The sequence below is a fragment of the Halobaculum sp. CBA1158 genome, assembly GCF_021431925.1.
In the GTDB taxonomy this organism is placed as follows: domain Archaea; phylum Halobacteriota; class Halobacteria; order Halobacteriales; family Haloferacaceae; genus Halobaculum.
On record NZ_CP090373.1, the window covers coordinates 67,100 to 92,311 of the forward strand.

The following is a 25,212-nucleotide window of genomic DNA, read 5'->3' on the forward strand; positions in this document are numbered from 1 at the left end:
ACAGCCAATAGCGAGACGATCAGTTGATGCAATGCATTGAGTATTTCCAGCGGCTCGAAGCTGAGGGGCAAGGCTGGGAGTTGGAGAGTCGTAGCCGTGAAGAATTGGAGAGAATAGAAGAGGGACATGGAGGGGTCTCACTTTTCGCAAAGCGTTCTATCATCCTTCACAATCTCTATGGAGTCGATATCGAGGACGGGGCAGTCGAAATCTGTAAACTACGCCTGTGGCTGTCGATGGTCGCTGATATCGAGGACGAACCGAGCGAGGTGGAGCCGCTCCCCAATATCGATTTTAACATCCGTCAGGGTAACTCGCTGATCGGGTTCACTGAGCTCCAAGAAGTCGCACGGGAAGATGCTGGCGACGCGTCACTCTCGAATTGGGGTGTCGGAACTGCAGTCAAAGATCTCTATGAGGATGTCATCCGGGAACAGGATCGCCATCGAGCTGCGGATTCTGCCCGTGAAGCGCAGAATGCCCGTAAAATGGCTGAACGAAAAATCGACACCCACAGCGAGGAGCTTAATGAGAAGATCCGCGATCAGTTCAACGAACTTGTCGACGAGGATATTTCTCTTGAGGAATTAGAGGAGTTCTCACCGTTTCATTGGGTGCTCGAGTTCGCGACAGTCTATCGGGAAGGTGGCTTTGATGTCATCATTGGGAACCCACCGTGGGATGAGCTGAAGCCATACCGGACGGACTTCTTCCCAAAGTACGATACTGAGTTTCGTAGCCGCCTACCAGGTGAAAAGGACAAGAAGGTAGAGGAACTCTTAAAGAACCCTGAAATCGCTGCCGAATGGGAGAAGTTCCAGCGTGACAAGGAACGGCAAGCGACCTATATCAACCAGAGTGGAGAATACGAGTACCAGACACCAAGCGTAGAAGGACAACAGGTTGCACGGACGAACGACCTGTCCCTACTGTTCTTTGAGCGAGTCTATGATATCGTCAGAGACGGTGGTTATGTTTCACAGTTGCTTCCTGGTCCGTTCTTCAATGCCGCCGCTGGAAAGGATTTGCGAGTACATGCATTGGAAGAGTCTGAGATTCAGAGTATCATCGGATTTGAAAATCGCGGTATCTTCTCCGATATAGACACTAGGTATAACTTCGGTATCGTTACGCTCCGAACAGAGGGAAGCACTGATACTGTCCACGGAATCTTTCATCAGACTTCCGTTGATGTTCTTCGGTCAATTGACGATGTAGCTCTAGAAATTCCAGCGCGAATCCTCAAAGAGTATTCTCCTGGCGCTCGAATTTTCCCCAACATCGAGGACCAGCAGGAGGTTTCAGTGCTGGATAAAATTCTCCAGACACCACCATTGGCGACTGAAATTGAAGGTGCTTGGCGAACGGTCTTGTACAAGGAACTGGATCGAGGACGAGATCGGGATAGATTCATCGAAGACGAATCCAAAGGGGATTATCCGGTCTATCAGGGAAAGAACATTCACCAATTCTGTTATGAGTCGACTTACGTCGACGATCTCAAACCCATCTCTTTGTGGAGTGTCGATGAGGATAACGAGGAGCTGAGCGCGAAGCGTCGCGTTCGAGAGAAGAACTTCCGTGCCCGGGACGATGCGATCAGCCTGAAGAAGGCTATCTACAACAAGTTCGCTGATGACCCTGAGTTCCGCCATCTCCCGGCAAGTTCGCAGAAGCGGTTCGTCAATCGGTTGCTAACAGAAGAATTCGACCGCCCCGAACTTTCTTTGGAGGACATCCGTCTCCATAGTTCTGAGTACCGGCTTGTGCTCCGTGAAGTCGCTCGTGCAACCGACGAACGGACGCTCATTGCGGCTGTAATCCCACCGGGTGGAGTCGTCGTCCATACGCTGTACACGGTTCGGCCATTCGAAGCAAACCCTACCAAGGACGACCTTTCGGAATTCCCGATGCACAGTGCTTACGACCGTGTTTTCTCTGATAAGGAGCTTTTCGTCGCACTTGGGCTGATCAACAGTATCCCGTTCGATTTCTTGATGCGGACAAAGGTCGATTCCCACGCCTCGAAGTACAAGTTTGAGGAGTCACAGGCTCCTCGTCTCACTGACGGCGACGACTGGTTCCACTACATCGCTGATCGAGCGGCGAAGCTCAACTGTTATGGTGAGGAGTTTGCTGAGATGCGTGAGCGACTCGGCGGGATTGAGCCGGCGACGGATATGGAGACCCGGCGTGAACTACAAGCCGAAGTCGACGCGGCCGTGTTCCACGCATATGGGCTGGATGAGGAGGAAATGCAGTTCGTCCTTGATGACTTCCATCGGGTGTCGAATCCTCGAATTATGACGGAAGCGTACTTCGAGAAGGTCGCTGAGAAATACACTTATCTTGGAGATGTAGGCCCGATGGAGTAATCCCTGAAATAGCGCTACGCCTGGTTCCTGAATATCTGTGGGTTCAGATTTACTGATGAATACTGTCCAGCGCTCGTCGGGTCATAGCTCCATCGACATTTAGATATTGACGTGCGGTCGTGATGTCCTCCCACCCGAACATTGCTCGGAGTGCGGGAAGATCCAAGCCTCTTCCTGCATGGTACGACGCTGCTGTGGCACGTAACCCATGTAATGAGGTTGCGTCGTTAGACAATTCTGGGGACAATTTCAGGGCCGTTTCTAGACGTCGCTGTAAGGTCGAGAACGAATACGGCCAGCCACTATGTTCGTCGAGTAACAATTCAACCCCGACTCGAACCCGATACGAAAAGTGGTACGGAACTGTTCGAGATGCGGCTTCTGTTTTCGGGAGCCAATAACGCTCAGCAAAGCTCTGAAAATCCGTATTGGGATTGTGATCTAGCCGTTGTTTTACCGCCTGCCGGCAGTATCCACAGATGCCACCATCCCGTCCCTTCGTACAGTTTTCCTGTGTGGGAATCTGGATCATCTGCCGCTCTAGGTCAACCCACGATTTCGACAAGTGCGTTGTTTCTCCTGGTCTAAGTCCAAGACGGCCTCCAAGGAGAATGGCCGCTCGTGTTTCGAGTCTCTGTTGTGTATCATCTATTCGCCCAGCACCTTCTAACAGTAGTTCGAACTCGCGTTCGCTAAGGGCCCTCTCTCGTGTTGCTACCATATCCATCGCTGTCTGTCGATACAAAGATAATCCGCTTCTTCTTCGAGTGGCAAGGTGAATCGGTTCACAGCCGCCAGAATTGCCGTCTGATATGACAGGAAGTACTTATGGGTGCCCTCCGGACGAAGCGTATGGGACTCTTTGAGACCTTATTTAGCTCATCCACTGGGGACACTGACCCTCAGGCACAGCAACCGAGTCAGCACGAAATCTTCCCCGAGGACAAGTACAATGTCGCATACGCTGTAGCCGCTCGGCGTGAAGAAATTCGGGCGTTAGAACACCTTCTAGAAGCGGATCAGACCTCACCTACCGCCTTGGAGGCTGAGCCTTTCCTTCAGGATATAATCGAAGAGATGGAGCGGGATCGGGAATACTCCCTCCGCCTTCGCACCTCTGGGGAGGAGCTCGTCGACGATATCCGTGAACTCATAGAGCATTGGGACAATCAGGTAGATGAGCAGATAGGGACGATTTGGTGGCCTATCGGAGCAGATACGAGGTTCAGGTTGTACCTCCATTATCTGGAACTCCGTGCTGACGCGGAGGATGACCAATTTTCGTTCCCGGAGTCTGCTGGACAGGTTCACACTCTCGTCCAGCGTGGTCTCAGTGCAATAGAAGATGATGACGACTCGAAGCTCGCTGTAGTCCACAAGCGAGACATTCCTTGGGAAGAACCAGTTGAGGACAGCTGATCCAGTTCTCTCCTTCTCAAAGAGACCGATTAATTGTATCCAGTATCAAACCCAGTTATGGTAGAAATCTCAGACTCCCTGTGTTCGCTGTTCACTGCGAAAATTAAGGAGGAGGATGGAACTTTCGTCATCGAGATTCCTCCGAGTGAGATCAAGCACGGGGCGCTGACCGGTGATGAAACGTATCGCATCGCTCTCCTTGATTCCTCCTCCGAAGCTGAATCAACATCCCCACAGGCCCCACGGAATCCCGCCTCTCAGGGGAGCACGAGCCATGATTCATCTGGTCCTCCTGTTGATGAGGGAGAAGTGCGCGACGTGACAATCGAAACCGTCGGTGATCAAGGAGACGGTATTGCGAAAGTCGAACGGGGGTACGTCGTGATCGTCCCCGGCGCTCAGCCCGGTGACGAGCCAACAGTCGAAATCGAACAAGTTCAGGAGAACGTCGCGTTTGCGAGCATTGTCGATAGCGATCCGCGAGCACTCTAACCTGTTGTCCCTTCTGTGGATCGGTCTTCTTCTCGGTAAACCATCGGTGTGAGAAGGCTCCGTTCGCGTTTGTCTGATGGAGGTGGTTCTGAAAGTCACGTTTTCTTCACGCGCTCGCGATGGCACAACCCTCCAAAGCCGAAATACAATCTATGACAAAGGAACCGATTGAGGTACTCGACGACCTGGCCAACCAGGTCGCCGATGAGTTCGAGGCGTATAGACAGCCGGACGAATTCAAGGATGTCTCGCTCGTGATTGAGAACAGCGACGAGGAGCGTCCGACGCTAATCGTCCACGTCGATAGGGAGGATGCGGAGGCTCTTGCCGACCGCATTGATGAGTTCCTCCGCGAGCACGGTGCTCGTACTGAACGGGAACGACACTCAGCTACGGATGTCCGTGTGTTAGCGACGGTCGACTGACAACCACCCCTCCAATTTTTGACCGACTGCAAGCACCGCTGAAGGGCCTTATCTTCACTTCTGGTCAAGGGAGTCCCGACCGATTCAGCTCAGGTGGTCAATCTGTGCAGACAGATACTCTTGGAGAGCGGTGACCGTTTCTTCTGAGACAGCTGAGGCCCCGAAGTCACTCCGAAATCCATGCTTGAGTTCGTCGCTCTCCAAGATATCCAGTCCACGCTCAAGTTGCTCCCGTAGGGCATTGTCGTCCCCTCGCCGCAGATGGGGCGTGACAGCGTTGAGGTCGATCTCTTCAGCCACTGCCAGGACGTCTCGGAGGTCCGTTTCTCGGCCACTGTGGAGCTTTGCCGCCACGAGGACGGCCCCATCGATGACTCTGGCCGTCGTCGTCACTGTGCCCCCGCTCACCTCCTGTTGGTGGCTGTGGTCGTACAGGTAGTCGAACGACCACTGTGCCTCCGTCTGGCGACACCCGAGTCCGTTTACCAGGAGATCGAAGCCGATCGGCTGCTGCGGCGTGAGCCGCTTCTCGTACTCGATTACTTCGGTGTCGTAGAACCATTTCTTGGCGTGACTGTCCGTTTCCTCGAATTTCTGCTGTTCGAGGAACTCGACGAAGTCAGCCTTGGAGTCCGGCGCGACGACGATATCGAGGTCCGTGGAGAAGCGAGCATTGAACGCTGAGACAGCGTAGCCGCCAACAAGAACGTACTCGTGACCCTGTTGGGTGAGCTCCTCGAGCAGTTCGATGAGCGCGTCACTTCGGTTGTTGAAGCTCATGACTGTGCCCGTTCGGTCTCTCGATACGTGACGCCGAGGTCGAGATCCTCGTACATCCGGTCGAGCATCGCCAGCCCCGACTGGAACTGGGCGTAGTTCTCGCGCATGTACTCGATTGTCTCTGCTCTCGGGATCACCGGGTATCCTTCGACGTGCTCGATATCGAGTGACGCGCGTGGCTCGAGGACGATCTGCAGCGGTCCGTCCAACTCGTCTCGGGGCTGTCGTTCGAATGCGGTCGGGAGGTCGAACCACTCGAAAAATGTCTCCCAGGCGTCGACGTCCTGCTCACGAACAGCCAGGAACAGTGGATAGTCGTCGGGCTCGCGACCGACCTGGTAGCCGCCCTGAGTCCACACGTAGACGGCGTCGATCCGCGTGAACGCGAACGGCCAGTCACTGAACTGTGGGATGACGTACGTTTCCTCGATGGAGGGTGGACTGACGCCGGCGCTGGCAGCGACGAGATCGAGCGCTGCGTCGCGTACGCGCTCGTCGACTACAGTGAGGCCGTCGTCATAGGAAACGTAGCCTGCCTCTTCCAGCCGATTGACGGCCTGTCTCACTGTCTCGTAGGGCGTGTGGAGGTGTTGGGCGACACGGCGGATGGAGTCACCACTCTCGATGGTGAGGATGACCTGCGCCGCGGTGTCGTCGAGAACCTCATACATCTGGTGGTTACCAATAATCCGGTAACAGTTAAAAGCCTTACTAGAGTACGGGGTAGAATTGCTCTGTCTGAGTTCTATCACTCAGGACTTTCAATTGAATAACCGAAAAATGTAGATCTCATAGCCAATCTGCATAATGTGGATAATGTAGATAATGCAAATTGGACTTCTTCAATTGGTTCGTGTGGGTGGCAAAGATTGCGATAAATACGTATGAAATGCTTATAATCTAAATTATGTAGATTGCGTAGGGTCGACGGTGATTATGCCAATTAAGATTGTGCCAACAATCTACGTAATGTACGAAATGTAGATTGTGTAGATGGCGTACGCAATCTGTCTGACACAGAATTAAGATGGACGAGCTTCATTGACCGCGTATGACCAGTGCGAAACTTACATTATCGACAAAACTCGCGCAACCTTCAACATCTACCCAATGTACATTACCTACAAAATGTACAAAATCCGCTTCTTATGGGGGTGCTGAGCTATGAGTGCTGACGAGTTTGAAGGGCTCCCCGGAGCAGCTGTCTCGTTGCTCAAGGGAGGGGTAGGGAAATCCACGATCGCGCTCAACATCGCTGATCGACTCGCTGCTCGTGGCCATGAGACGGTACTATTGGATCTGGATAAGGACGGGCACATGACGACCCAGTTGGGATACGACGATGCGTACGACCGAGATGCGAACCTCGGTGACGCCCTTATCGATGGTGAGGACCCCGAAGACCTGCTTATCGAGACGGACTTCGGCGTTCACCTACTCCCGTCGAGTAACGAACTCGAGAACGTCGAGACGAGGCTGAAGGACGAACGGTTCGCAGACGTGAAGCTTCGACGGAACGTTGTCGATCCGCTCATACAAAACGGATACGACTACGTGATAATTGATGCCGCAGGCGGCCGTGGGAAACTCTCCGATAACGCCCTCATCGCTGTCCAGCGCGTCATAATCCCGCTAATCCCGCGTGCTGGCTCGATCAACGGCCTCAATAAGATGATTGAACGCCAGATCTCCCCAATCCGGCAGAATATCGGGTTGGATATCCTCGCAGTCACTCCGAATATGATTCGCGAAACAATGGGACAACGCAACGAGCATCGGACTCTCGTTGAAAATCTCAACCGGGAGTTCGGTTCATTCGTCCCCGAGTACGCTCGTGTGGACCCGGAGATCTTCGATGCCCTCGATGATTCGGGACGCACCATCGATAGTATTCCGAAGCCAGGGATTCGCGAACGGACCGCAATTTCCCGCGCGTTCAAGCAAGGAATGCCGGTCTCGGAGTTCGACGAAGATTGTGACCAGATCCCGAATTTCGACCACTTAGCGGACCTCGTGGAGGAACACAGCCATGCCTAATGAGGACGACCGTTTCGGGGACGTCGCTGAACAGCTCAAACAAACGGAGGAAGGAGCCGAATCGGATGACGACGAACGTACTGACACCCAGGATGAACCGCAACCGGATGAAGAGATAATTCCTGAGGACACAGAGTCGGAGACTGAGTCCATTCCTGAGCAGGATGAGGAGGATGTGGACGAATCCACCGGTGGACCGGCCTTCTCCTTTGATGAGACCGATATGCACGGCTTCTATGTCCGGGAGGACACGTGGAATGGCGTCACCCGGATGCGATCATCGGTAACTGCTGCGTGCTCTATGTTTGATGTTCCCGAATTTGAGGGAAGAGAGTTTCAAGATGCGTGTCTCCGGGTAATTGCGGACCACGGTGATGAGGTCGCCCTCCAGATCCTCCGGGAGCGTGGTATCGAAGCCGATGAGGAACGTGTTCAGGAAGTTGTGGAGATGCTGAGCGAGCAAGCTACGAACGACTAACATTAGATTTGGGCGATTTCCCTCATCATTCAGATTTCGTGCGCATTGTACATTATGCAGATTGTGTAGCAAGCCATCTGCTTGCAGTCTCGCGATTATTCTCGGAACCGGGTCCGAACGGCGGTCGCGGTTTTGGTATAGCGGTATATGATTTATATCGTTGGCCAACTCCGAATTTCGGGAGATAGAACTCCTCTATCATCGGAAAAATGGTTATGAGACTTCTGTCACTGGTGGTCCTGATTACGCCGGTAATCACGACCACTTTGAAGTACCCCGCCGCCGTCGGTGAAGCACGAATGCTGCAATCGGCTCAGAAAGACGCTTCCCCCGGGGTAGAGCCGCCAAGAACAGGGTTCGAGATTTCTCTGACTCTTTTCAGCCGAGTCCGCGGAGATGGCGAGGGCAGTCCTCGTGATAGACTAAATGCCTGTGACCTATTTTATGACACAGCACGAACGGGGTTGTATGACTGGAGGTGAATCGATTTCCGAGGGTCCGATGGAACGCCAACCCACGGGTGAAGACCGGGTGCGGATGGTCGCCCGACAGGTTTCAGAGCCGCGGACAGCAAACTGGATCGCCTCCGAAGCAGACTGGTCACACGGGCCGACCAAACGCGTCCTCGAACATCTCGTCGACGACGACATCCTCCACCGTGACGACACCGGGGGCCACACGACATACTTCCCCGATTATCGCCGTCAAGCGCTCACGGAGGCCATACGCCTTCGGGACAGCGACTACACCGTCGAAGACCTCACCGAACGGCTCACCGAGATGAACGCTCAGATCCGAGGATGGAAGGTCGAGTTCGATGTCGAGTCACCGAACCAACTTCGCGAGACGATCGCTGACCAGGTACTCGACGTCACCGAAGAGGATCGTCGCCGAGAGATAGCGCGTGAGTGGGAACAGCTCCAACGGCGAATCGAAATTGTGGGTTTTGCTATCCGAGAGTGGGACTTTCTAGCCCCAGCGACCGAACGCGGTGAGACCCGGAGGTGACGGACCTCGTTCTCCGCACGTCCGTTGCTGGCAGATGAATATTTAGGCTGATTCCGACTCACGTATAATGTTTTTATAGTAGTGGTCCGTGATACGGCACATGAACCGCGAGACGGATAGTACGAATTCGTCTGGAGCAGCTATTTCTCTTTCAATACCCCCTTCAGATCCGACTTTATTCAAACACAAGGCGACGAGCGACGTCCTTCTCTTTTTAACAAACCACCGATTCAGTGACTTCTCACTGCGAGAACTCGCGACACAGATCGGTCACTCACACCAGTCTGTCCGACGGGCAGTAAACGTTCTCAGCGCGAACGACTTGGTCGTCGAATCGGCCGAAAGCAATCAGCGACTCGTCCAGATCAACAGACAGCGCCTGTCGATTCCAGACGATCCGATCCTCCGGATCCCCCAACCAGAGTATCATCAACCCGTCAAAGCTGCGGTTACGGAGCTTCGTGAGAACATCAACGACGTCGTCGGCATCATCCTCTATGGGAGTGTGGCTCGAGGCGAGGCTGACCGACGGAGCGATATCGATCTCTGGGTGCTAACCCGGTCTGGGCGGGCCGAAAGCCAACGAGAAGCGAACACCATTGCCCGTGACCTCGAAGACACGGAGTTCGATGGTGACCGATACGCCTACGATATCGATGTCGAGGCCGTCCAGGCGATCCCGGCGTACACCGAAGACATCCGAGAGATCGTCGTTTCAGGGATTCCGGTCTACAAGACGAATGACTTCGAAACCGTCGAGAACCTCCTCTTGGAGGAAGGTGCCACTGATGAGTAACGGCTCGGACCCGACCGCTGTGCTCACAGCACTCGACCGTGCACAGGATGCCTTCGAGATGGTCGGACGCGGGCGAACAGCGTTCGAGGACGGGATTAGTGCCGACGAAGACTGGAAGACACAGTTGACGAAAGCGTGCCGCCTCCTCGAGGTCGTTGACACTCTCCAGTCACAGGATGGGTACTACACGGCCGTCATCGAGGTCTGTTTCGGCGCGATCGAACGGTCGATCGAGGCGTACGCGCTCGCGATGACGAACGATACGCTTCAGGACTTTCAGGACCACCAGTTCAGCTACGAGCGTGCCCACCAATTCGGGCTGTTTGAGCGGGAGACTGCAGAGGCGATGAAGGACCTCTACAGCGAGAACCGGACAGAGAGTTATTACGGCGGCGGGCGTCCAACCGAAGAGCAGGCGGAAGCAATGGCTGACCTCGCCGGCGCTGTCCATCAGTTCGCAGTGAGCCAGATCCGGGAAGGCGGCGTCTGTCTGTGTGACTGACAACGTTCAATAGTTCAGGAGAGCACTATGGACCGGAATACACCGACGGAACAGACGCCATTGACCTCACTCTCCGAGTCGTTCGAGCGCTACCTCCAGGACAAGGGGAAAGGCCGCGGCGGCGACGGCGGGAACTATCGACGGAACGCAGCCCGCGAGCTCAAGCGGTTCGCCGAGTGGGCAGCCGGTGACCGCGGTGACGACGACTGGACCGGGATCGTCCCCGAGGACGTCGACCGCGACCCCACCTTCGAGGACCTCGACGAACGCGTGTTCCGGGAATATGCCCGGCATCTCGCCGGCGATCGAGGACTCAAACAGAACACGGTACAAACCTATTATCGCTATATCTCTGCGTGGTGCGGGTGGTGTGTCAACGAGGGATATCTCGAAGCGCATTACGCCCAGCGGGCGAGTGCGATGGCGCCGCTGCCAGAGGACGACGGCCGCAAGCCCGGCGACCAGCAGGCCTGGACGTCCGAACAGCGCCACGCCCTCACCCGCCACGTTGACGAACGGGCCCGCGACGCCGTCGAGGCGTACACGACCCTTCTAGAGGATACTGACCCCCTCGACAAGCAGCGAGGACGCTACGCGGCGCTGAAGGCAGCTCGTGACCGGGCTCTGGTGTTCGTCCTCGCATACACCGCCGTCCGCGTCGGCGAACTCCTCCGGGACCCGAATGATCCGCGCCGCCGCGGTGTTCGCTGGGAGGACCTCTCCCTCGACGACGGGAGTATGGACGTCTACCGGAAGAAACAGCAGTGGGACGCCGCCAGTCTTCCCGATCCGGTGATCTCGCCACTCCGGAGCTACCGCCAGCTGATGGACCCACCCACGGATCGATGGCCGGTGTTTCCGACGTTCGATCAACGGACGCTCGCGGAGCTCGTCCGGGAAGAGTTAGCCGACCGAGGGGAACGCCCAGAGGTAATTGCTGAGGGGCGTGATGAGTACGCTCGCGACCTCCTGCTGGCGCTCGATGAGGACATTCGGCCGCCGTCCATTACGACGGACGGCGCACGGTCGATTCTCCAACGGCTCTCGGAGACTGCAGAGATCGATATCGACCACCCGAAACACGATTATCTTGCTCCGCACGGTGGTCGGCGTGGGATGGGTGAGGTTCTCGTTCGAGCATTCGGATATACTGTCGCCGCCCGGTATCTCGATAATTCGGAGGAGATGGTTCGGGAGCGATACTCGCATATCGAGGCCGGCGAACTGGGAGACGTGGCGACAGAAGCACTCGATGAAATCGAACCACGACCTCAGGGCTGAACGACCGCAGTCAGCCATCAGTTCTTGCTCGTCGAGACCCCCTCGTAAAGGGCTGGGAGGCCGAGGGGGAGGGCCAGGATGCCGAACCCGATTAGTGCATACTTGGTTCCGCGTGTTCGCTGTAGTATCAGAATCGTGGCGACGGCGCCGAGAAGAGCAATTAGGAACGCTGCGTTACTCCAAATGGTGTCGTAGGTCGAACAGTACAGCCAGCAAACGAACGTGTAGGCCGGGGCGTTCCAGGTCGGAGGATGGAGCTTCGGCCAGAAGAACCGGCAGTACGTGGTCCAGCCCAGCATCGCCAGGGTCGGCAACCCGACGAGCCATACCGCTGCCCCACGATTCCCGTCGCCGTATCGCCGGTATCCGGCGAGGAAGAGTGCGGGGAAGCAGAAAACCCACAGCCAGATGCCGATAGTGTAGGTCACCGGCCAGTGCTCGATCCGGGGCTGGGCAATCGGTAATCGTAGAGACTCGGGCAGCGTCGCCCACGGGAACGAGGGGTCGGGGACTGGATTCGTGAGAAACGCGGCCAGACAGAGGACAGTCCCGACGAGTAGTCCGTACAGACCCAGCGTCGTGTATCGGTCAAGCCACGCTGGAAGCTTCGGACGCGTCGACTGTTGACGGCGGTCGGAGAATCCGATCATCGGTCAAGTTTGCCGGACGGGAGCTAGGTATCTCGTTCGAGTGCTTCGCGTCGCTGTTCGTATTCCTCGTCGGTCAGATCACCGCGGGCGTAGGCGAGCCGGAGCTCCTCGAGGGCTTGGTTTGAGCTACTCTCACTTCCCGTAATCGCGCGGTAGATGAGGTAGCCACCGCCGACGAGGGCGGCGAGGAACAGTAACTGCATCACGATGCCGACGATGAACATCCAGCCAGGCATCGTCCCGTCGCCCCACATATGACCGCCCCACGTACCACCCATCATCGGACCGAACCCCATCATTCCGAAGCCCATGAAGAACAACGGGACGATGAATACGGCGCCGATGATAACGAGAAGGAGCGTGACAAGTCGCGTGTCATCTGAATTTGTCGGCATATTGTGATCCCTCCGTGAGTTTGGGTCTCAAGTAGTACTACGTCCTAACTATTCAATGCGGTTGTGCCTTCGACCTGCGTATTCCACCCACCGCTAATCTTTTGAATTCATACATGCCGCGGCTCTAACCCGAACTATCTGAAGGAAAACTGCAAAAGATGATCCACACGATGATACATCTATGCAGGTGACGATGGTTGAGGGAATCTTCGAAGCCCTCCGAATCGGTGTCGGGTTCCTCTGGACGGCGGCGTGGGCGATCATTATGGGCCTCACGATCACGAGTCTCGTCCAGGTCTACGTCTCCAAGGAGCGAATGGCACAGGTGCTGGGCGACGGTGATCTGAGCGGGCTCACCAAGGCGACTGCGTTCGGCGCGGCGAGCAGCGGCTGCAGTTTCGGCGCTGTCGCTATCGGGAAGGGACTGTTCAAGAAGGGAGCACACGCGGTCAACTTTCTCGCGTTCATGTTCGCGTCGACGAATCTCATCGTCGAGCTCGGATTGATGATTCTGATTCTGCTTGGTTGGGAGTTCCTAGTCGCAGAGTTACTCGGTGGACTCATTCTCATCGCTGTGATGGCAGTAATCGTCCACTTCACGCTCCCTGAGAATCTCTTCGACGAGGTCCGGGAGACGCTCAACGAGCGCGACCGTGAGACGGGTGTCACCGAAGACCCGACCTGCGGGATGGAAGGCAAAGACGAGTATACGCTCACGACCGACGGCGGTGAGACGCTCAAATTCTGCTCGGAGGGCTGTATGGAGACCTACCGCCAGGAGACGTCGAGTCGCGGCGGGTGGCGTGACGAGTTGTTGTCGTGGGGTGGCTGGTACAAAGTCGGGAATCAGTACCGCAAGGAGTGGTCGATGATCTGGAAGGACATCGTCGCTGGCTTCCTTATTTCTGGGTTCGTCATCGTCTTCGTCCCGCAGTGGGTGTGGAACACGCTGTTCATTCAGGGCGACGGCCTGCTCGTGACCGCCGAGAACGCAATTATGGGTGTCACCATAGCCGTCCTCAGTTTCGTTGGCAGTATGGGTAACGTCCCGTTCGCCGTCGCGCTGTGGGGCGGTGGCGTCAGCTTCGCCGGGATCATCGCGTTCGTCTACGCCGACCTCATCACGATTCCCGTGCTGAACGTCTACCGGAAGTACTACGGCTGGAAGATCATGCTGTACATCCTCGGCGTCTTTTTCGTGACGATGGCGTTCACCGGCTTCCTCATGGAGCTGCTGTTCGACGCGCTGGGAATCGTTCCGGATCTGGCGGGCGGCGAGACGGCGACCGAGCAGACGTACTTCAAACTCAACTACACGTTCTATCTCAACCTCATCGCGTTCGCGCTCTCCGGGTTCCTGCTGTATGTTTATCGTCGCGGTCTCGGTGCGCCCGGCCAGTACCGCGACCCCGTCTGTGGGATGCGGACTGACGATAGCGAGCCATCGGCGACGCACGACGGCGAGACGTACTACTTCTGCTCGCAGACCTGTAAGGAGACGTTCGAAAAGGACCCAGATGAATTCGCCCATCAACACCCAGAGGCGGGAGCGTCTCAGGATCATGACCACCATTGAACATCGATTGGGGATATCGAATTTGTGGGGCCGCCACCCCCGTGATTGCGTTGGCCAATCAAAACTGGTACAGCAATGTCTCACGAACTCTCACATATGAGCAAGTGTCCCGGAGGATCGAGGTGGAGAAAATGAATCGACGGCGAGCCGATGCCGTAGCCGGTGCCTTGGTCGCTGCCGTCCTCATAGTCGGTGGTGTGCTCACCTGGCAAGCGTACCAGCAACAGCAGGCCTTCGAGCAGATGGGCTCGATGATGGGTACGTCGATGGGTGCGGTTCACGGAACGAACCCACTCTTGTACGTTCTCGGAACGCTTCTTGTTTCGGCTGTCGTTGGTGGGGGCTATCTCGTGGTTCGGGACGAGTTCACTACCACAGAGGTAGCCGATCGCTCACAGACTGGCATGGCGAATCAAACCGATTCTGAGAGTATCGAATCGCAGGATTGGCCCGTTCAATCAGAGGGAAAAATCAATCCGGAGTCCCAGCCACAGGCTCGCGTATTGGACCTCTTGCCGGATGATGAACGCCGAATTCTTGAACCGGTCCTCTCGTCGCCCGGTATCACACAGATCGAACTCCGGGATCGCTCGAACTTCTCGAAAAGCAAGGTCAGTCAGACGGTGAGTGCCCTCGAGAAGCGCGGCTTACTGTACCGCGAGCGACAAGGGCGAACGTATCGCATCTATCCGAGCGACGACTTACAACAGAAACAGGCGAACTAGCGGGGGATTCTCGGGAATCCATGATCGTTCACCGTATCGCCCGGCCTAAACTCGGAACGAGGATGGCCGTATGAACGTCTCTCATCGCGAGGCCTTTACTCGCTGACCGCGAAAACAAAGGCAATGACCTCCTCGGGACTTTCTCGCCGTAAACTCCTCCAATTATCGGGGATCTCGACTCTCGGAGCGCTTGCGGGGTGTGCCAGTCCGCTACCAGGCACCGACGATGGTGGGGGTCGTGCGGTGACCCCTCGTCCAACTGTCACAGCTGATCCAGATACATCGGTCAGCCTCACTGCGACGTCTGGGACCATTCGACCAGCTTCGGATACGTCGACGACTACGTGGCTATACGATGGACAGTATCCGGGCCCAGAGTTGCGCGTGCAGGAGGGTGACGTGCTCAGCGTAGAACTGGCTAATGACCTGCAGGAGGAGACGACGATTCACTGGCACGGGATTCCTGTTGCGAATCCGGTCGACGGCGTCCCGAACGTGACGCAAGAGCCGGTTGCATCCGGTGATACATTCACATACAAGTTCCGTGCTGAACCCGCTGGGACGTATTTTTACCACAGCCACGTCGGACTCCAACTCGATCGTGGATTACTCGGCCCTCTGATCGTTGAAGAACGTGACCCACACGTCGAGTACGACCGCGAGTACGTCGTCGTGCTCGACGATTACCTCTCTGGAGAACCTCGTCTTCCGTCGGACGGTGGGATGGGTGGCGGTGGAATGGGTGGAATGATGGGAGACGTTCGACCGCCATACGAGGGGCTTTTGATCAACGGTCAACTGCCCGAGAATCCCCCGACGTTCGACGTAACGGAGGGCGATCGGATTCGCTTTCGGTTCGTGAATGCCGGCAGTGCGACAGTCTTCGGTGTGCGAATCGCTGGACACGAGATGTCGGTGACCCACGCCGATGGCCAGCCCGTCGAACCGGTTGAGGCCGACTCGTTCGTTTTTGGTGCTGGTGAACGGTACGATGTCGTCGTGGAAGCGACGAACCCGGGGCGATGGTTCGTTCAGGCGAACGCACTCGACGGGAACGAACCACCGGCCAGAGCTGTCGTTGAGTATGAATCCACTGACGGTTCGAGCACTCCACAGCCTCCATCATCTTCGAGTAACAGATTGGAATACGGCGACCTGCAAGCACTCTCCTCGCTCGACGGTGTGAGTGGAGATCCCGACCGGACGTTCGATCTGACGCTCTCTCGCGGTAGAAACCAGTCCTACACGTGGACGATAGACGGACAAGCCTATCCGGATGCCGACCCGCTTCAGATTCGGCCTGGGGAACACGTCCGAATTCGGATGACCAATCAGAGCCCGGTCATCCATCCGATGCACCTTCACGGCCACTTCTTCCAGGTCGGCAACGCGATCAAAGACACGGTTATGGTCCCTGGACATCGAGGACAGGTGACACTGGACTTCCACGCGGATAACCCCGGTCGGTGGTTGTTCCACTGTCACAATCTGTACCACCTCGATGCGGGGATGGCGCGTGTTGTGGAATACGTCGAATGAGTGGGTTGAGACTCGATTTCTGGTTGATCAATCTGTGGCCCGTGTGGTCTTAGTTCCGTTCCGAACGAGGCGTTGAGTGCCATCCCGGCGAATTCGAGCCGGATGAACGCTCTTGTTTCTGAAACACGATTAAAACGCTGTATACACGTTCTCGAACGTTCTCCTGCGTGAGTTCACGCCCATCGTCATAACTCCCGAGCGGTCCTACGAGTAACCGAGGAGAAAGACAATGACCAACTTCAAACTCGGCGGCTGGCTGCTCGTGGCGCTCGCTCTCGTCGGACTCGTGGTCGCCTCCCCCGTGGTCAGCGCACACGGTACCGACACGACAGCTGACGACGCGCCCACGGACAACGCTACCGCTGATGACTGGGCTGCTTGGATGGAGGCGCAGATGACCGAGCACATGGGCCCTGGTAGCGTCGAGTGGATGGAGACGCACATGGGTGTGACCGTCGACGAGATGGGCCAAGACATGGCTGACAACGACTACAACGGCGGGATGTACGGGCAGGGCCACTGCTGACGGCCTCTGACCGTTTCGATTGCTTCAAACGACAACCACGGTTCACCAACTCAGGATAATGACGCAACTTACCACTCATCTCGGACGCACTGCTCGCCGCCTCGCGATCCTCGCCATCCCGCTGCTGGTCGCGGCGACTGGAACGGCTTCCGCCCACGGCGGCGGGAGCTATGGCGGCGGGATGATGGGCGGAAGCGGCTGGGGCCTCTTCGGCGGAGCGATGGGGCTCTGGGGACTCCTCTGGATGGGACTCCTCATCGCCGTTCCGCTCTACCTCGTCTATGCGCTCCTCAACCGAGGATCCGGTGGGAACGATGAGCAGTCGTTGTCGGTTCTACGCAAGCGGTACGCCCGTGGCGAGATCGACGACGATGAATTCGAACGGCGGCGAAAACAGCTCGAACGTACCGGATGATCGGAACGGCTGCTGTTCCAGCCGAAACACTGCCCTCCCCAACAATTGCTGTTGGGCACCCAACGGTTAACCCCGCGGACGGGGTATGATATTCCATGGAATACACAATACAGACCACAGTCGCTGGCGAATTCGACGACGTCGTTGATGCAACGAACGCTGCACTCACGGACGAGGGATTCGGTGTCCTCTGTGATATCGACATTCAGGCGACACTCAAGGAGAAGCTTGGCGAAGAGTTCCGTCAGTATCGCATCCTCGGTGCGTGTAACCCTCCGCTAGCATACGAAGGGTTAACCGAGGAAATCGAGCTTGGTGCGCTCTTGCCCTGTAACGTCATCGTCTATGAGACTGATGACGGCGACATCGTGGTGAGTGCGGTCGATCCGGAGCAGTTGGTCGGGATTGCTGATAACGACGCGCTTGATCCCATCGCAACTGAGGTCACCGAGCGATTTGATCGTGTACTGGCAGCTGTTAGAGACGAGTTCGACCCCGCGTCGGAGGCCTGATCGTCGATGGCTTCATCGAATCAACTGGACACAACGACGATACTGCTACTGATCCTCGGAGCGTTCATCCTCCTTCCGTTGCTCATGATGGGGATGGGCTTCGGCGGGATGATGGGATACGGGGGAATGATGGGCCAGTACGGTAGTACCGGCGGCTGGTGGCCCGTTATCGGAATGCTTGTTCCACTCGTCTTCCTCGTTGCGCTTCTTGGCGGGGGCTATCTCCTCTTCAGACGGGTAAGCAAAACACAAACCTCTGACAATCCCGCGATGGAAGAATTACGTCTGGCGTACGCCCGTGGCGATCTCACGGACGAAGAGTTCGAATCCCGCCGAAACAAACTCGAACAATCAGAGTGACCGTCCGCTAAGGTACACACGCAGTTACTCCTTTTTGCATCTCGTTCCCGGCTCGAAGCTGGTACTGTTCGGACTTCCCTCGTTCTCGCCAGATAGGACCGCAGCGGGAATTATGTCCGTACCGGTCCTACCATATCGTATGATTCGAACACTCGTGGGTGTCCTTGGCGCTCTCTCAGCGCTGTTCCCGGACGAAATCGTCGAGCTCTTCGAGAAACTCGCGATTGCGAATCCAAGCGAGGGAACGGTGAGAGGGTGGGTACGTCCAGCAGTCCGGTCGGAGGGCGTTCTGATAGCTGCGATTTCCCTCTTTAACGGGCGGGCATACACGTGGCTAATGAATCTTACCGGCCTGTTCGGCGCGATCGTCCTCCTGTTTCCCGATCTGTATCGGAGATTTGCCACCGCGTTCCTGTACGAGCGTCCGGAGTCGATCGAATGGAACGAGCGATTCAAATCGGCCGTTCGAGCTATCGGCGCACTATACGTCTTTTTCGCAGCGAAGACGTACAGAGAGCGCCACAACGATACCTGAGCCTACCCGCTATCGACAGCTGGCCAAGCGTCAGTTCATCATCGTCGCGTGGTCTTCACTACTGGGTTCCCCGCCACTCACCGAGTCCTGTTTGTGGAGCCAGTAGAGGAACAGGAAGAACACCGTCGCGAGGACGTTCAACACGAGCTTGTAGTTGAGTTCGATGGATACCTCGGCAACCTCGGCGGCAGCCCGCGAGGGGATGAGGCCAACGCTCAGGAAGAGGAAGTGAATCACGAACCCGACGATAACTGCAGCGACGAAGATCATCAGAGACAGCACCGCCGCGAACGTCGTTCCGTAGTACTCGTCGTAGGCTTTCATGATCGGGGGGACGATGAGGTCAGCGAAGATGTACGAGAGCACCGATCCGAATGGCAGCCCCCGTGTCCAGAGAACGGTGCCGAACGGGACATTCCCGACCGAACAGACGAAGGTGACGACACCAATAATCGCCCCCAGTGCAGCCGTCCAGAGGACGTACACCGGCAAGCCGAACGTGGCTCCGGAAAAGACGCTCGTCCAGACTGATTCGGGGATGAACCCGGCAATGAGGCCGGCGAAGATGAACCCGATAGCGATTTCATCCCACAACATCGCCCATTCTTTCCACTGTTTGTCCGCGAGCGACTTCCACCCCGACCATGAGGTCGCCTTCTCCGGGATAGAGGTGTTCGCCGCTTCCGGGTCGAAGGAGTCCTTGCAGGACTGTGAACAGAAGTAGTACGTCTGGCCATCGTGTTCGATGGAGTAGTCCGTCTCCTCGGGATCGACGTCGTCACGATGGCGTCGGTTGTCGTCGCCGTGTTCGCGTTTACGCCCGAATCGACCGTTCCGTTCGTCGCCGCGACGCTGCTGGTCGGGCTCACGTACGGTATCCTCGGCGTTGTTGTCGGCATCGTGTTGGGTCGATTGGGCGGGGTGTACGTGATGCTGTTTTCGCCGATGGTCGACGTCCTCCTGTTCCAGAATCCGCTCGCGACCGACGCGCCTGAGTGGACGAAACTACTGCCGAGCCACTACGCGACGAACGCGCTCTTCGACGCGGCATTCACGTCGAGCATCGACGTGTGGGATTTCGGCGGTGCCGTCGCATATACCGTCGCCCTCCTCGTAATCGGCGTGCTGGTCTTCTATCAGGCGACGGACGTCGAGTGACTTCTCCAACGACCAAAGTCGAGGGAGAAGTCATGAAGCGCGGCGCGTAATCCCGAATCAGTCAGCCTCTTCTCGGAGTTGCTCGTACTTCTCCTCAAACCGAGCCTCACACGATGGACAACAGAACTGGTACAGCTCTCCATCGATGCGGGTGGCTGTTCCTTCACTGTCAACTGTATTTCCACACTGAGCGCAGGAGAGCGCGAACTCCGTTTCCCCCAATTCTGGTGCCCAGTTAGCGCCTGCGAGAAGCGTTACCTCAAAGTCGTCGACTGCTCCGGTGTCGATGGTATCCGCAAGCCAGCTTGCGATGTCTGTATCTGGAACTCTGGCGTACAGGACTAGGTCCGCTTCGGCGGTGGTAAATACGTGTTCGATGGCGCCTTCGTCGATGAGATCGTCTTTGATCGATGCAGCGCTATGGCTGGCTGATTCGACATCGAGCGTAATCAGGACCGGAATTCCGCCGCGGAGCTGTGAGCGATCGACGTCAAGCGTGAACCGATTAATAATTCCCATCTCTTGTAGCCGTTCGACTCGGTCCGACACAGCTGGCGCTGAGAGGTCTACAACATCTGCGATCTCACTATACGGTCGACGAGCGTCCAACATCAGTAGCTGAATAATCTCGAGGTCAGTTTCGTCCAAGTCGCGCATAGTAGCACGCCGTTGGCGAGTAACTAAAGAATCACGACCATCTCTGTTTTGATTCTAAAGTCAAACCGAACCTCATACCAGCCTATCGAAGGAGAAATCCGCTAAAGGGAGGAGGACATACATTCATACGTATGACGACGACCATCAGCGTTGAGGGGATGACCTGTGGCCACTGTGAACAGACAGTAGAAGAAACGCTTCAAGAGATACCTGGTGTGACCGACGCGACCGCAGACCGGGAAGCTGAACAGGCGAAGGTGGATGGTGACGCCGACGCCTCGGTCCTCGTTGAGGCTGTCGAAGACGCCGGTTACACTGCCCACGCCTAAGTAGTGTATCTCTGGGGATAGCACATCACGCTCCTGGGTGAACGGTCCACCGTTCTCTTCGGAGTTTGCCCACCTTGACCCTGTTGTACGGTTTCAGGGACCGAACTTTCAGGAAGCCGGCGGAACCACCTCAATAGAGAACATGACCTATGGACGACCACAAAGATACAGCTGAGAATTCCCAGGGCGGAGAGGACCAGCAGGACACCACCAGTCACCAGCACGAACACGGCGACCTCGATGAAGCGGTCGCGGAATCTGACGAGGAAGGGGTAGAACAGGAGCTACTGGAGGACGAGGCTCACCACACTGCGGCAGGTGAGATGGCGTCCCACGAGCAGCACGAGCACGCCGGCCACGAGGGCGACGGCCACGGCCACGATTCCCACGAGGGACACGGCGAGGGCCATGGCGGGATGCACGAAGGCCACGAGCAGATGTTCCGGCGGCGCTTCTTCGTCTCGACGCTCCTGTCGATTCCCGTCCTCCTGTACAGCGAAATGCTACAGGAGTGGCTCGGGTTCTCCGTCCCGGCATTCCCGGGGAGCGAATGGATCAACCCCGTCTTCGCGGTCATCGTCTTCGCGTATGGTGGGGTCCCGTTCCTCAAGATGGCAGTGCCGGAGCTGAAAGATCGGTCGCCGGGGATGATGACGTTGATCTCGATGGCCATCTCGGTCGCGTTCGTCTACAGTCTCGCGAGCGTAGTATTCCCGACGCAGTCGGCGTTCTTCTGGGAGCTCGTGACGTTGATCGACATCATGCTGCTGGGGCACTGGATCGAGATGCGGTCGGTGCGCCGTGCCTCGAGCGCGGTCGACGAGCTGGCGAAGCTGATGCCCGACACCGCAGAGCGAATTACTGATGATGGAGACACCGAGGAAGTCCCCGTCAGTGAGCTCTCGGAAGGCGACCTCGTGCTCGTCCGGCCGGGCGCGAGTGTCCCTGCTGACGGCACCGTCGAGGAGGGCGATTCGGACGTCAACGAGTCGATGATCACGGGCGAGTCCAAGCCCGTCTCGAAGGAGCCCGGTGACGAGGTCATCGGCGGCACCATCAACGGCGATGGTAGTCTCCGCGTCCGTGTTGGCGCGACGGGTGAGGAGACGACACTCGCGGGCATCATGCGTCTCGTCGAGGAAGCCCAGCAGAGCAAGTCCAAGACGCAGGTACTGGCCGACCGGGCGGCCGGCTGGCTGTTCTACGTCGCGCTCGGGGCGGCAGTCGTGACGGGGATTGCGTGGACCGTCGCGGTCTCGTTCGACGTGACCGTCATCGAACGCGTCGTCACGGTACTCGTCATCGCCTGCCCACACGCTCTCGGGCTCGCCATCCCGCTGGTCGTCGCCATCAACACGTCGCTCGCCGCTCAGAACGGGATGCTCGTTCGCGACCGCATCGCGATGGAGGATGCGCGGAACCTTGACGCGATCATCTTCGACAAGACAGGGACGCTCACCGAGGGCGAACACGGCGTCGTGGATATGGCGACCGTCAACGGCGTCGACGAGGACGACGCGCTCGGGCTGGCGGCAGCCGTCGAGAGCGACTCCGAGCACATGATCGCGCGAGCGATTCGCGAGGCCGCCGACGAGCGAGACCTAACTACTCCCGACGCGACCGCCTTCGAGGCGATCAAAGGCCGAGGGGTTCGCGCGAACGTCGACGGAAACGAGGTGTACGTCGGTGGGCCGAACCTGTTGACCCAGCTCGATAGCGAGATCCCCGACCATCTCCAGCGCTTCGCTGACGAGGCCGGACAGAACGCCCAGACAGTGGTGTATCTCGTTCGTGACGGAGAGCTAATTGCCGCCTTCGCGATGGCCGACGTGATCCGCGAGGAGAGTTTCCGCGTCGTCGACGCGCTCCACGATCTGGGTATCGAGGTGGCGATGCTGACGGGGGACTCCCAGGACGTCGCCAACGCCGTCGCCGACGAACTGGGCATCGGCACGGTGTTCGCGGAGGTCCTCCCCGAAGACAAAGACGAGAAAGTCCAGGAGCTCCAGGACCAGGGGAAGCTGGTGGGGATGGTCGGCGACGGCGTGAACGATGCGCCGGCGCTGACGCGGGCCGACGTCGGCATCGCGATCGGGAGCGGCACCGACGTCGCAGTCCAGTCGGCCGACGTCATCCTCGTCCAGAACAACCCCATGGACGTCGTTCGGCTGGTGAAGCTCAGTAAGGCGAGCTATCGGAAGATGCAGGAGAACATCGTCTGGGCCGCCGGGTACAACGTGTTCGCGATTCCGCTCGCAGCAGGCGTCTTGGCACCGATCGGGATTCTGCTCTCCCCCGCTGTGGGTGCGCTCCTGATGTCGCTGAGTACGGTGATCGTCGCGATCAACGCCCAGCTGCTCCGCCGCGTGGACCTGTCCATCCCCGAGCTTCCAGGCGGGACACCAGCGACTGACGCACAACCTGCAGACTGAAACGCGCCCGATCGCTTCGGAGCTTCTTTCAATTGAGTTCGGTTGGTGGTCAGCAACTGGCGGCACTGTGTAATTTCGGTGAGTATCGCTATGCGGTCACTGATTCCACAGTTTTCCCGAGGAGTACGAAGTTCGGTATACACAGACGCTTCCTCTGATGGGCCACATAGCTACGCCAGCACTAGGTTTATACCGCTTGACGGACTTCTTCCCGATATGAGCCTCGAAGAGACGGTTGACTACCTCGCCGAGGAACTCGACCTCGAGCGAAGTGAACACGTCCGTGAGGTCGGTCAGTCGGTCGCCGAGCTTCGCGACTGATCAGAACATTTCTCTGAAGTCCCGTTCGATGAGTCCGTCCTCCAGATACGTGATGAACTCTTGTTTCGTTGGTCCTTGACAGTCGAGCAGATCGTCCCGCTCTGCACGTTTGAGGACTGCCTGTGCGAAGTCCGTACAGTGGGATTCATGCTGCTCAGCGTACTTCGAAAGGGCATCTCGCCAATGCATATCCAGCTCGAACTCGGCTAATCGAATTTGGATCCCGTCTTTCCGTTCGACGAGGTTGACGTCTAGGTCTTCGAGCTGCTTGAAACGGAGGTTGTTCCGGCGGACCGTGATGAGCCGTTTGGAATCCACGATGTAGGGATCGACCCACTCTCGCCAGGTATCGTCGTCGACGTGCGTTCGTGGCATCGAAAAATTCGAATCTACACTCTCAATACAGAATTGTAGCATCGCGATGCCAGTTCGATGATTCGCATTCGGGAGGGAATGTCGGAGAATCAAATTCGACATCACTTCGCCGGCGACTTCAGGAACTGATGCTCCCCAGGATACGTGATCAAGTGCCTGTTGTATCTTCTGCGGTTCGAACTCCTTGTAAAGCCGAAACTCATCCTCATCTCGAACATCGACAGCAGCTTCGAGCAATTCCACTAACCGGAAGGCGACAACTTGCCCAGGACGAGGGAGGTCACGAATACGGTCGCTCAGCCATTCCTGATCGAAGTCAATATCTTGGGCTGATTCGATCTCTGATTCGCCTTCGTAGAGGACATAGACCGGTGTCTCGAAGGGGTATCCGATGAGTTTCGTCGACTCATCGGATTGCTCTCGCTGAGACCGGATTTCTGCTACCGATGCCGAACTATATTTGAGTGAGAAATTCTCGGCCTGTGGGTGATGATAGAAGACGAGCCGAGCCATTTCAATGTGTATTCGTGCGAAGTGGGTAAAGCAGTCCCGCTTGTATGTTGATTCTACGACTGGGTGGGTGCGTTCACGTCTTCTAAATACTGGCTTTCCCACTCACGTCGCGCCTCGATCTCCCGCACTCCGCGTTGTGTGACCGTGTACACGTTCGTCCGTTTGTCGAGTTCACCTTTCTCCAGGAGGCCTTTGCCGACGAGGTCGTCGAGGTTTGGATAGAGCCGTCCATGGTTGATCTCTTGTTCGTAGTAGTCGTCAAGTTCGGCCTTTACTGCGAGCCCGTGTGGTTCCTCGAGCCCGGCGATCACGTACAAGATGTCCCGCTGGAACCCAGTTAGATCGTGCATCCGTGTGCTCCCTATTTTTGAGGGGTGGCATATGTTCTCTCTGGTACTCAGAGGCGGTGATTCGGACCAAGGGTATCAACTAATATACTCGTCACCGAACAGCGTTTAATATCGAGGCATCTGTATCACCGGTAATGTCCCTTCGGCTGAGGTCGCCGTTGAGGTTCCGTGGCTGTGATCGGCCGACTATCAGATGGTGGTAATCAATTGTGTCTCCATCTCAATCGCTATCTTCCACATGCGCGCTTTGT

The 25,212-nt window shown here is 56.9% G+C and carries 29 protein-coding genes and 1 pseudogene; 21 read left to right on the forward strand and 9 right to left on the reverse strand.

The window, feature by feature from the left end; genetic code table 11:
• Nucleotides 1-26 precede the first annotated feature (26 nt).
• Entirely contained in the window at nt 27-2,375 is a 2,349-nt protein-coding gene (locus Hbl1158_RS16485; protein WP_234299891.1) for a hypothetical protein, read from the forward strand.
• A gap of 49 nt (nt 2,376-2,424) precedes the next feature.
• Here Hbl1158_RS16485 and Hbl1158_RS16490 read toward each other — a convergent pair whose 3' ends face one another.
• Nucleotides 2,425-3,102 (reverse strand): site-specific integrase, encoded by a 678-nt coding sequence (locus Hbl1158_RS16490; protein WP_321169957.1) that lies wholly within the window; start codon nt 3,100-3,102, stop codon nt 2,425-2,427.
• 125 nt (nt 3,103-3,227) lie between these two features.
• Here Hbl1158_RS16490 and Hbl1158_RS16495 point away from each other — a divergent pair, with 125 nt between their 5' ends.
• From Hbl1158_RS16495 to Hbl1158_RS16505, 3 genes are all read left to right on the forward strand, one after another.
• Complete coding sequence (locus Hbl1158_RS16495) at nt 3,228-3,794, forward strand: hypothetical protein (protein ID WP_234299797.1); 567 nt, start codon at nt 3,228-3,230, stop codon at nt 3,792-3,794.
• 57 nt (nt 3,795-3,851) lie between these two features.
• Nucleotides 3,852-4,286 carry a TRAM domain-containing protein gene (locus Hbl1158_RS16500; RefSeq protein WP_234299798.1) on the forward strand — a complete coding sequence of 145 codons (435 nt, stop codon included), beginning with the start codon at nt 3,852-3,854 and terminating at the stop codon, nt 4,284-4,286.
• 152 nt (nt 4,287-4,438) lie between these two features.
• Nucleotides 4,439-4,711, forward strand: a complete 273-nt coding sequence (locus tag Hbl1158_RS16505; RefSeq protein WP_220581122.1) for a hypothetical protein — start codon at nt 4,439-4,441, stop codon at nt 4,709-4,711.
• A gap of 84 nt (nt 4,712-4,795) precedes the next feature.
• Here Hbl1158_RS16505 and Hbl1158_RS16510 read toward each other — a convergent pair whose 3' ends face one another.
• Nucleotides 4,796-5,491, reverse strand: a complete 696-nt coding sequence (locus Hbl1158_RS16510) for a hypothetical protein (RefSeq protein WP_234299799.1) — start codon at nt 5,489-5,491, stop codon at nt 4,796-4,798.
• Entirely contained in the window at nt 5,488-6,162 is a 675-nt protein-coding gene (locus Hbl1158_RS16515) for a helix-turn-helix domain-containing protein (RefSeq protein WP_230890760.1), read from the reverse strand. Before Hbl1158_RS16515 ends, Hbl1158_RS16510 begins: the two co-directional genes overlap by 4 nt.
• 493 nt (nt 6,163-6,655) lie before the next feature.
• On the opposite strand from Hbl1158_RS16515, the gene Hbl1158_RS16520 reads away from it, so the two are divergent.
• The 6 genes from Hbl1158_RS16520 (at nt 6,656) to Hbl1158_RS16545 (ending at nt 11,593) form a co-directional block, all read left to right on the forward strand.
• A complete protein-coding gene (locus tag Hbl1158_RS16520) occupies nt 6,656-7,528 on the forward strand; it encodes a ParA family protein (protein ID WP_004594451.1) in 873 nt (290 codons plus the stop codon).
• Nucleotides 7,521-8,006, forward strand: coding sequence for a hypothetical protein (locus Hbl1158_RS16525; RefSeq protein WP_004594450.1), 486 nt, complete (start codon nt 7,521-7,523; stop codon nt 8,004-8,006). Before Hbl1158_RS16520 ends, Hbl1158_RS16525 begins: the two co-directional genes overlap by 8 nt.
• 468 nt (nt 8,007-8,474) lie before the next feature.
• Nucleotides 8,475-9,014 (forward strand): hypothetical protein, encoded by a 540-nt coding sequence (locus Hbl1158_RS16530; protein ID WP_229126506.1) that lies wholly within the window; start codon nt 8,475-8,477, stop codon nt 9,012-9,014.
• 100 nt (nt 9,015-9,114) lie between these two features.
• A complete protein-coding gene (locus tag Hbl1158_RS16535; protein WP_234299800.1) occupies nt 9,115-9,810 on the forward strand; it encodes a nucleotidyltransferase domain-containing protein in 696 nt (231 codons plus the stop codon).
• Nucleotides 9,803-10,312 carry a DNA-binding protein gene (locus Hbl1158_RS16540; protein WP_234299801.1) on the forward strand — a complete coding sequence of 170 codons (510 nt, stop codon included), beginning with the start codon at nt 9,803-9,805 and terminating at the stop codon, nt 10,310-10,312. Before Hbl1158_RS16535 ends, Hbl1158_RS16540 begins: the two co-directional genes overlap by 8 nt.
• Nucleotides 10,313-10,339: 27 nt before the next feature.
• Nucleotides 10,340-11,593: a phage integrase SAM-like domain-containing protein gene (locus tag Hbl1158_RS16545; protein WP_234299802.1), complete on the forward strand. Its 1,254-nt coding sequence runs from the start codon at nt 10,340-10,342 to the stop codon at nt 11,591-11,593.
• Between the two features lie 17 nt (nt 11,594-11,610).
• On the opposite strand, the gene Hbl1158_RS16550 is transcribed toward Hbl1158_RS16545, so the two are convergent.
• Both Hbl1158_RS16550 and Hbl1158_RS16555 read right to left on the reverse strand, forming a co-directional pair.
• Nucleotides 11,611-12,243 carry a hypothetical protein gene (locus Hbl1158_RS16550; protein ID WP_234299803.1) on the reverse strand — a complete coding sequence of 211 codons (633 nt, stop codon included), beginning with the start codon at nt 12,241-12,243 and terminating at the stop codon, nt 11,611-11,613.
• 23 nt (nt 12,244-12,266) lie between these two features.
• Complete coding sequence (locus Hbl1158_RS16555; protein WP_123115135.1) at nt 12,267-12,638, reverse strand: SHOCT domain-containing protein; 372 nt, start codon at nt 12,636-12,638, stop codon at nt 12,267-12,269.
• Between the two features lie 181 nt (nt 12,639-12,819).
• Here Hbl1158_RS16555 and Hbl1158_RS16560 point away from each other — a divergent pair, with 181 nt between their 5' ends.
• The 8 genes from Hbl1158_RS16560 to Hbl1158_RS16595 all read left to right on the forward strand — a co-directional run bounded on the left by Hbl1158_RS16560 (nt 12,820) and on the right by Hbl1158_RS16595 (nt 18,826).
• Nucleotides 12,820-14,214: a permease gene (locus tag Hbl1158_RS16560; RefSeq protein ID WP_234299804.1), complete on the forward strand. Its 1,395-nt coding sequence runs from the start codon at nt 12,820-12,822 to the stop codon at nt 14,212-14,214.
• A gap of 131 nt (nt 14,215-14,345) precedes the next feature.
• Entirely contained in the window at nt 14,346-14,939 is a 594-nt protein-coding gene (locus tag Hbl1158_RS16565) for a MarR family transcriptional regulator (RefSeq protein ID WP_234299898.1), read from the forward strand.
• A 123-nt stretch (nt 14,940-15,062) separates the two neighbouring features.
• Nucleotides 15,063-16,478, forward strand: coding sequence for a multicopper oxidase family protein (locus Hbl1158_RS16570; protein ID WP_234299805.1), 1,416 nt, complete (start codon nt 15,063-15,065; stop codon nt 16,476-16,478).
• Nucleotides 16,479-16,707: 229 nt separating this feature from the next.
• Nucleotides 16,708-17,004 carry a hypothetical protein gene (locus Hbl1158_RS16575; RefSeq protein ID WP_157687654.1) on the forward strand — a complete coding sequence of 99 codons (297 nt, stop codon included), beginning with the start codon at nt 16,708-16,710 and terminating at the stop codon, nt 17,002-17,004.
• Between the two features lie 58 nt (nt 17,005-17,062).
• Nucleotides 17,063-17,419 carry an SHOCT domain-containing protein gene (locus Hbl1158_RS16580; protein ID WP_157687655.1) on the forward strand — a complete coding sequence of 119 codons (357 nt, stop codon included), beginning with the start codon at nt 17,063-17,065 and terminating at the stop codon, nt 17,417-17,419.
• A 95-nt stretch (nt 17,420-17,514) separates the two neighbouring features.
• Complete coding sequence (locus tag Hbl1158_RS16585) at nt 17,515-17,931, forward strand: DUF302 domain-containing protein (protein WP_157687656.1); 417 nt, start codon at nt 17,515-17,517, stop codon at nt 17,929-17,931.
• 6 nt (nt 17,932-17,937) lie between these two features.
• Nucleotides 17,938-18,291, forward strand: coding sequence for an SHOCT domain-containing protein (locus tag Hbl1158_RS16590; protein ID WP_092565384.1), 354 nt, complete (start codon nt 17,938-17,940; stop codon nt 18,289-18,291).
• Nucleotides 18,292-18,430: 139 nt separating this feature from the next.
• Nucleotides 18,431-18,826, forward strand: a complete 396-nt coding sequence (locus Hbl1158_RS16595; RefSeq protein WP_157687657.1) for a hypothetical protein — start codon at nt 18,431-18,433, stop codon at nt 18,824-18,826.
• Between the two features lie 30 nt (nt 18,827-18,856).
• On the opposite strand, the pseudogene Hbl1158_RS16600 reads toward Hbl1158_RS16595, so the two are convergent.
• Nucleotides 18,857-19,603, reverse strand: a pseudogene (locus Hbl1158_RS16600) (permease); the annotation flags it as partial.
• Nucleotides 19,604-19,609: 6 nt separating this feature from the next.
• Here Hbl1158_RS16600 and Hbl1158_RS16605 point away from each other — a divergent pair.
• A complete protein-coding gene (locus Hbl1158_RS16605) occupies nt 19,610-19,984 on the forward strand; it encodes a hypothetical protein (protein ID WP_234299806.1) in 375 nt (124 codons plus the stop codon).
• Between the two features lie 57 nt (nt 19,985-20,041).
• On the opposite strand, the gene Hbl1158_RS16610 is transcribed toward Hbl1158_RS16605, so the two are convergent.
• Entirely contained in the window at nt 20,042-20,641 is a 600-nt protein-coding gene (locus Hbl1158_RS16610) for an AsnC family transcriptional regulator (protein ID WP_157687661.1), read from the reverse strand.
• 131 nt (nt 20,642-20,772) lie between these two features.
• Between Hbl1158_RS16610 and Hbl1158_RS16615 the strand changes: the two genes are divergently transcribed.
• Together Hbl1158_RS16615 and Hbl1158_RS16620 are read left to right on the forward strand one after the other, a co-directional pair.
• Entirely contained in the window at nt 20,773-20,970 is a 198-nt protein-coding gene (locus Hbl1158_RS16615; protein WP_179908285.1) for a heavy metal-associated domain-containing protein, read from the forward strand.
• 149 nt (nt 20,971-21,119) lie between these two features.
• Nucleotides 21,120-23,402, forward strand: coding sequence for a copper-translocating P-type ATPase (locus tag Hbl1158_RS16620; protein WP_234299807.1), 2,283 nt, complete (start codon nt 21,120-21,122; stop codon nt 23,400-23,402).
• Nucleotides 23,403-23,723: 321 nt separating this feature from the next.
• On the opposite strand, the gene Hbl1158_RS16625 is transcribed toward Hbl1158_RS16620, so the two are convergent.
• Nucleotides 23,724-24,611: a hypothetical protein gene (locus tag Hbl1158_RS16625; RefSeq protein WP_234299808.1), complete on the reverse strand. Its 888-nt coding sequence runs from the start codon at nt 24,609-24,611 to the stop codon at nt 23,724-23,726.
• A gap of 53 nt (nt 24,612-24,664) precedes the next feature.
• Nucleotides 24,665-24,961, reverse strand: a complete 297-nt coding sequence (locus tag Hbl1158_RS16630; protein WP_234299809.1) for a helix-turn-helix transcriptional regulator — start codon at nt 24,959-24,961, stop codon at nt 24,665-24,667.
• Between the last annotated feature and the right edge of the window lie 251 nt (nt 24,962-25,212).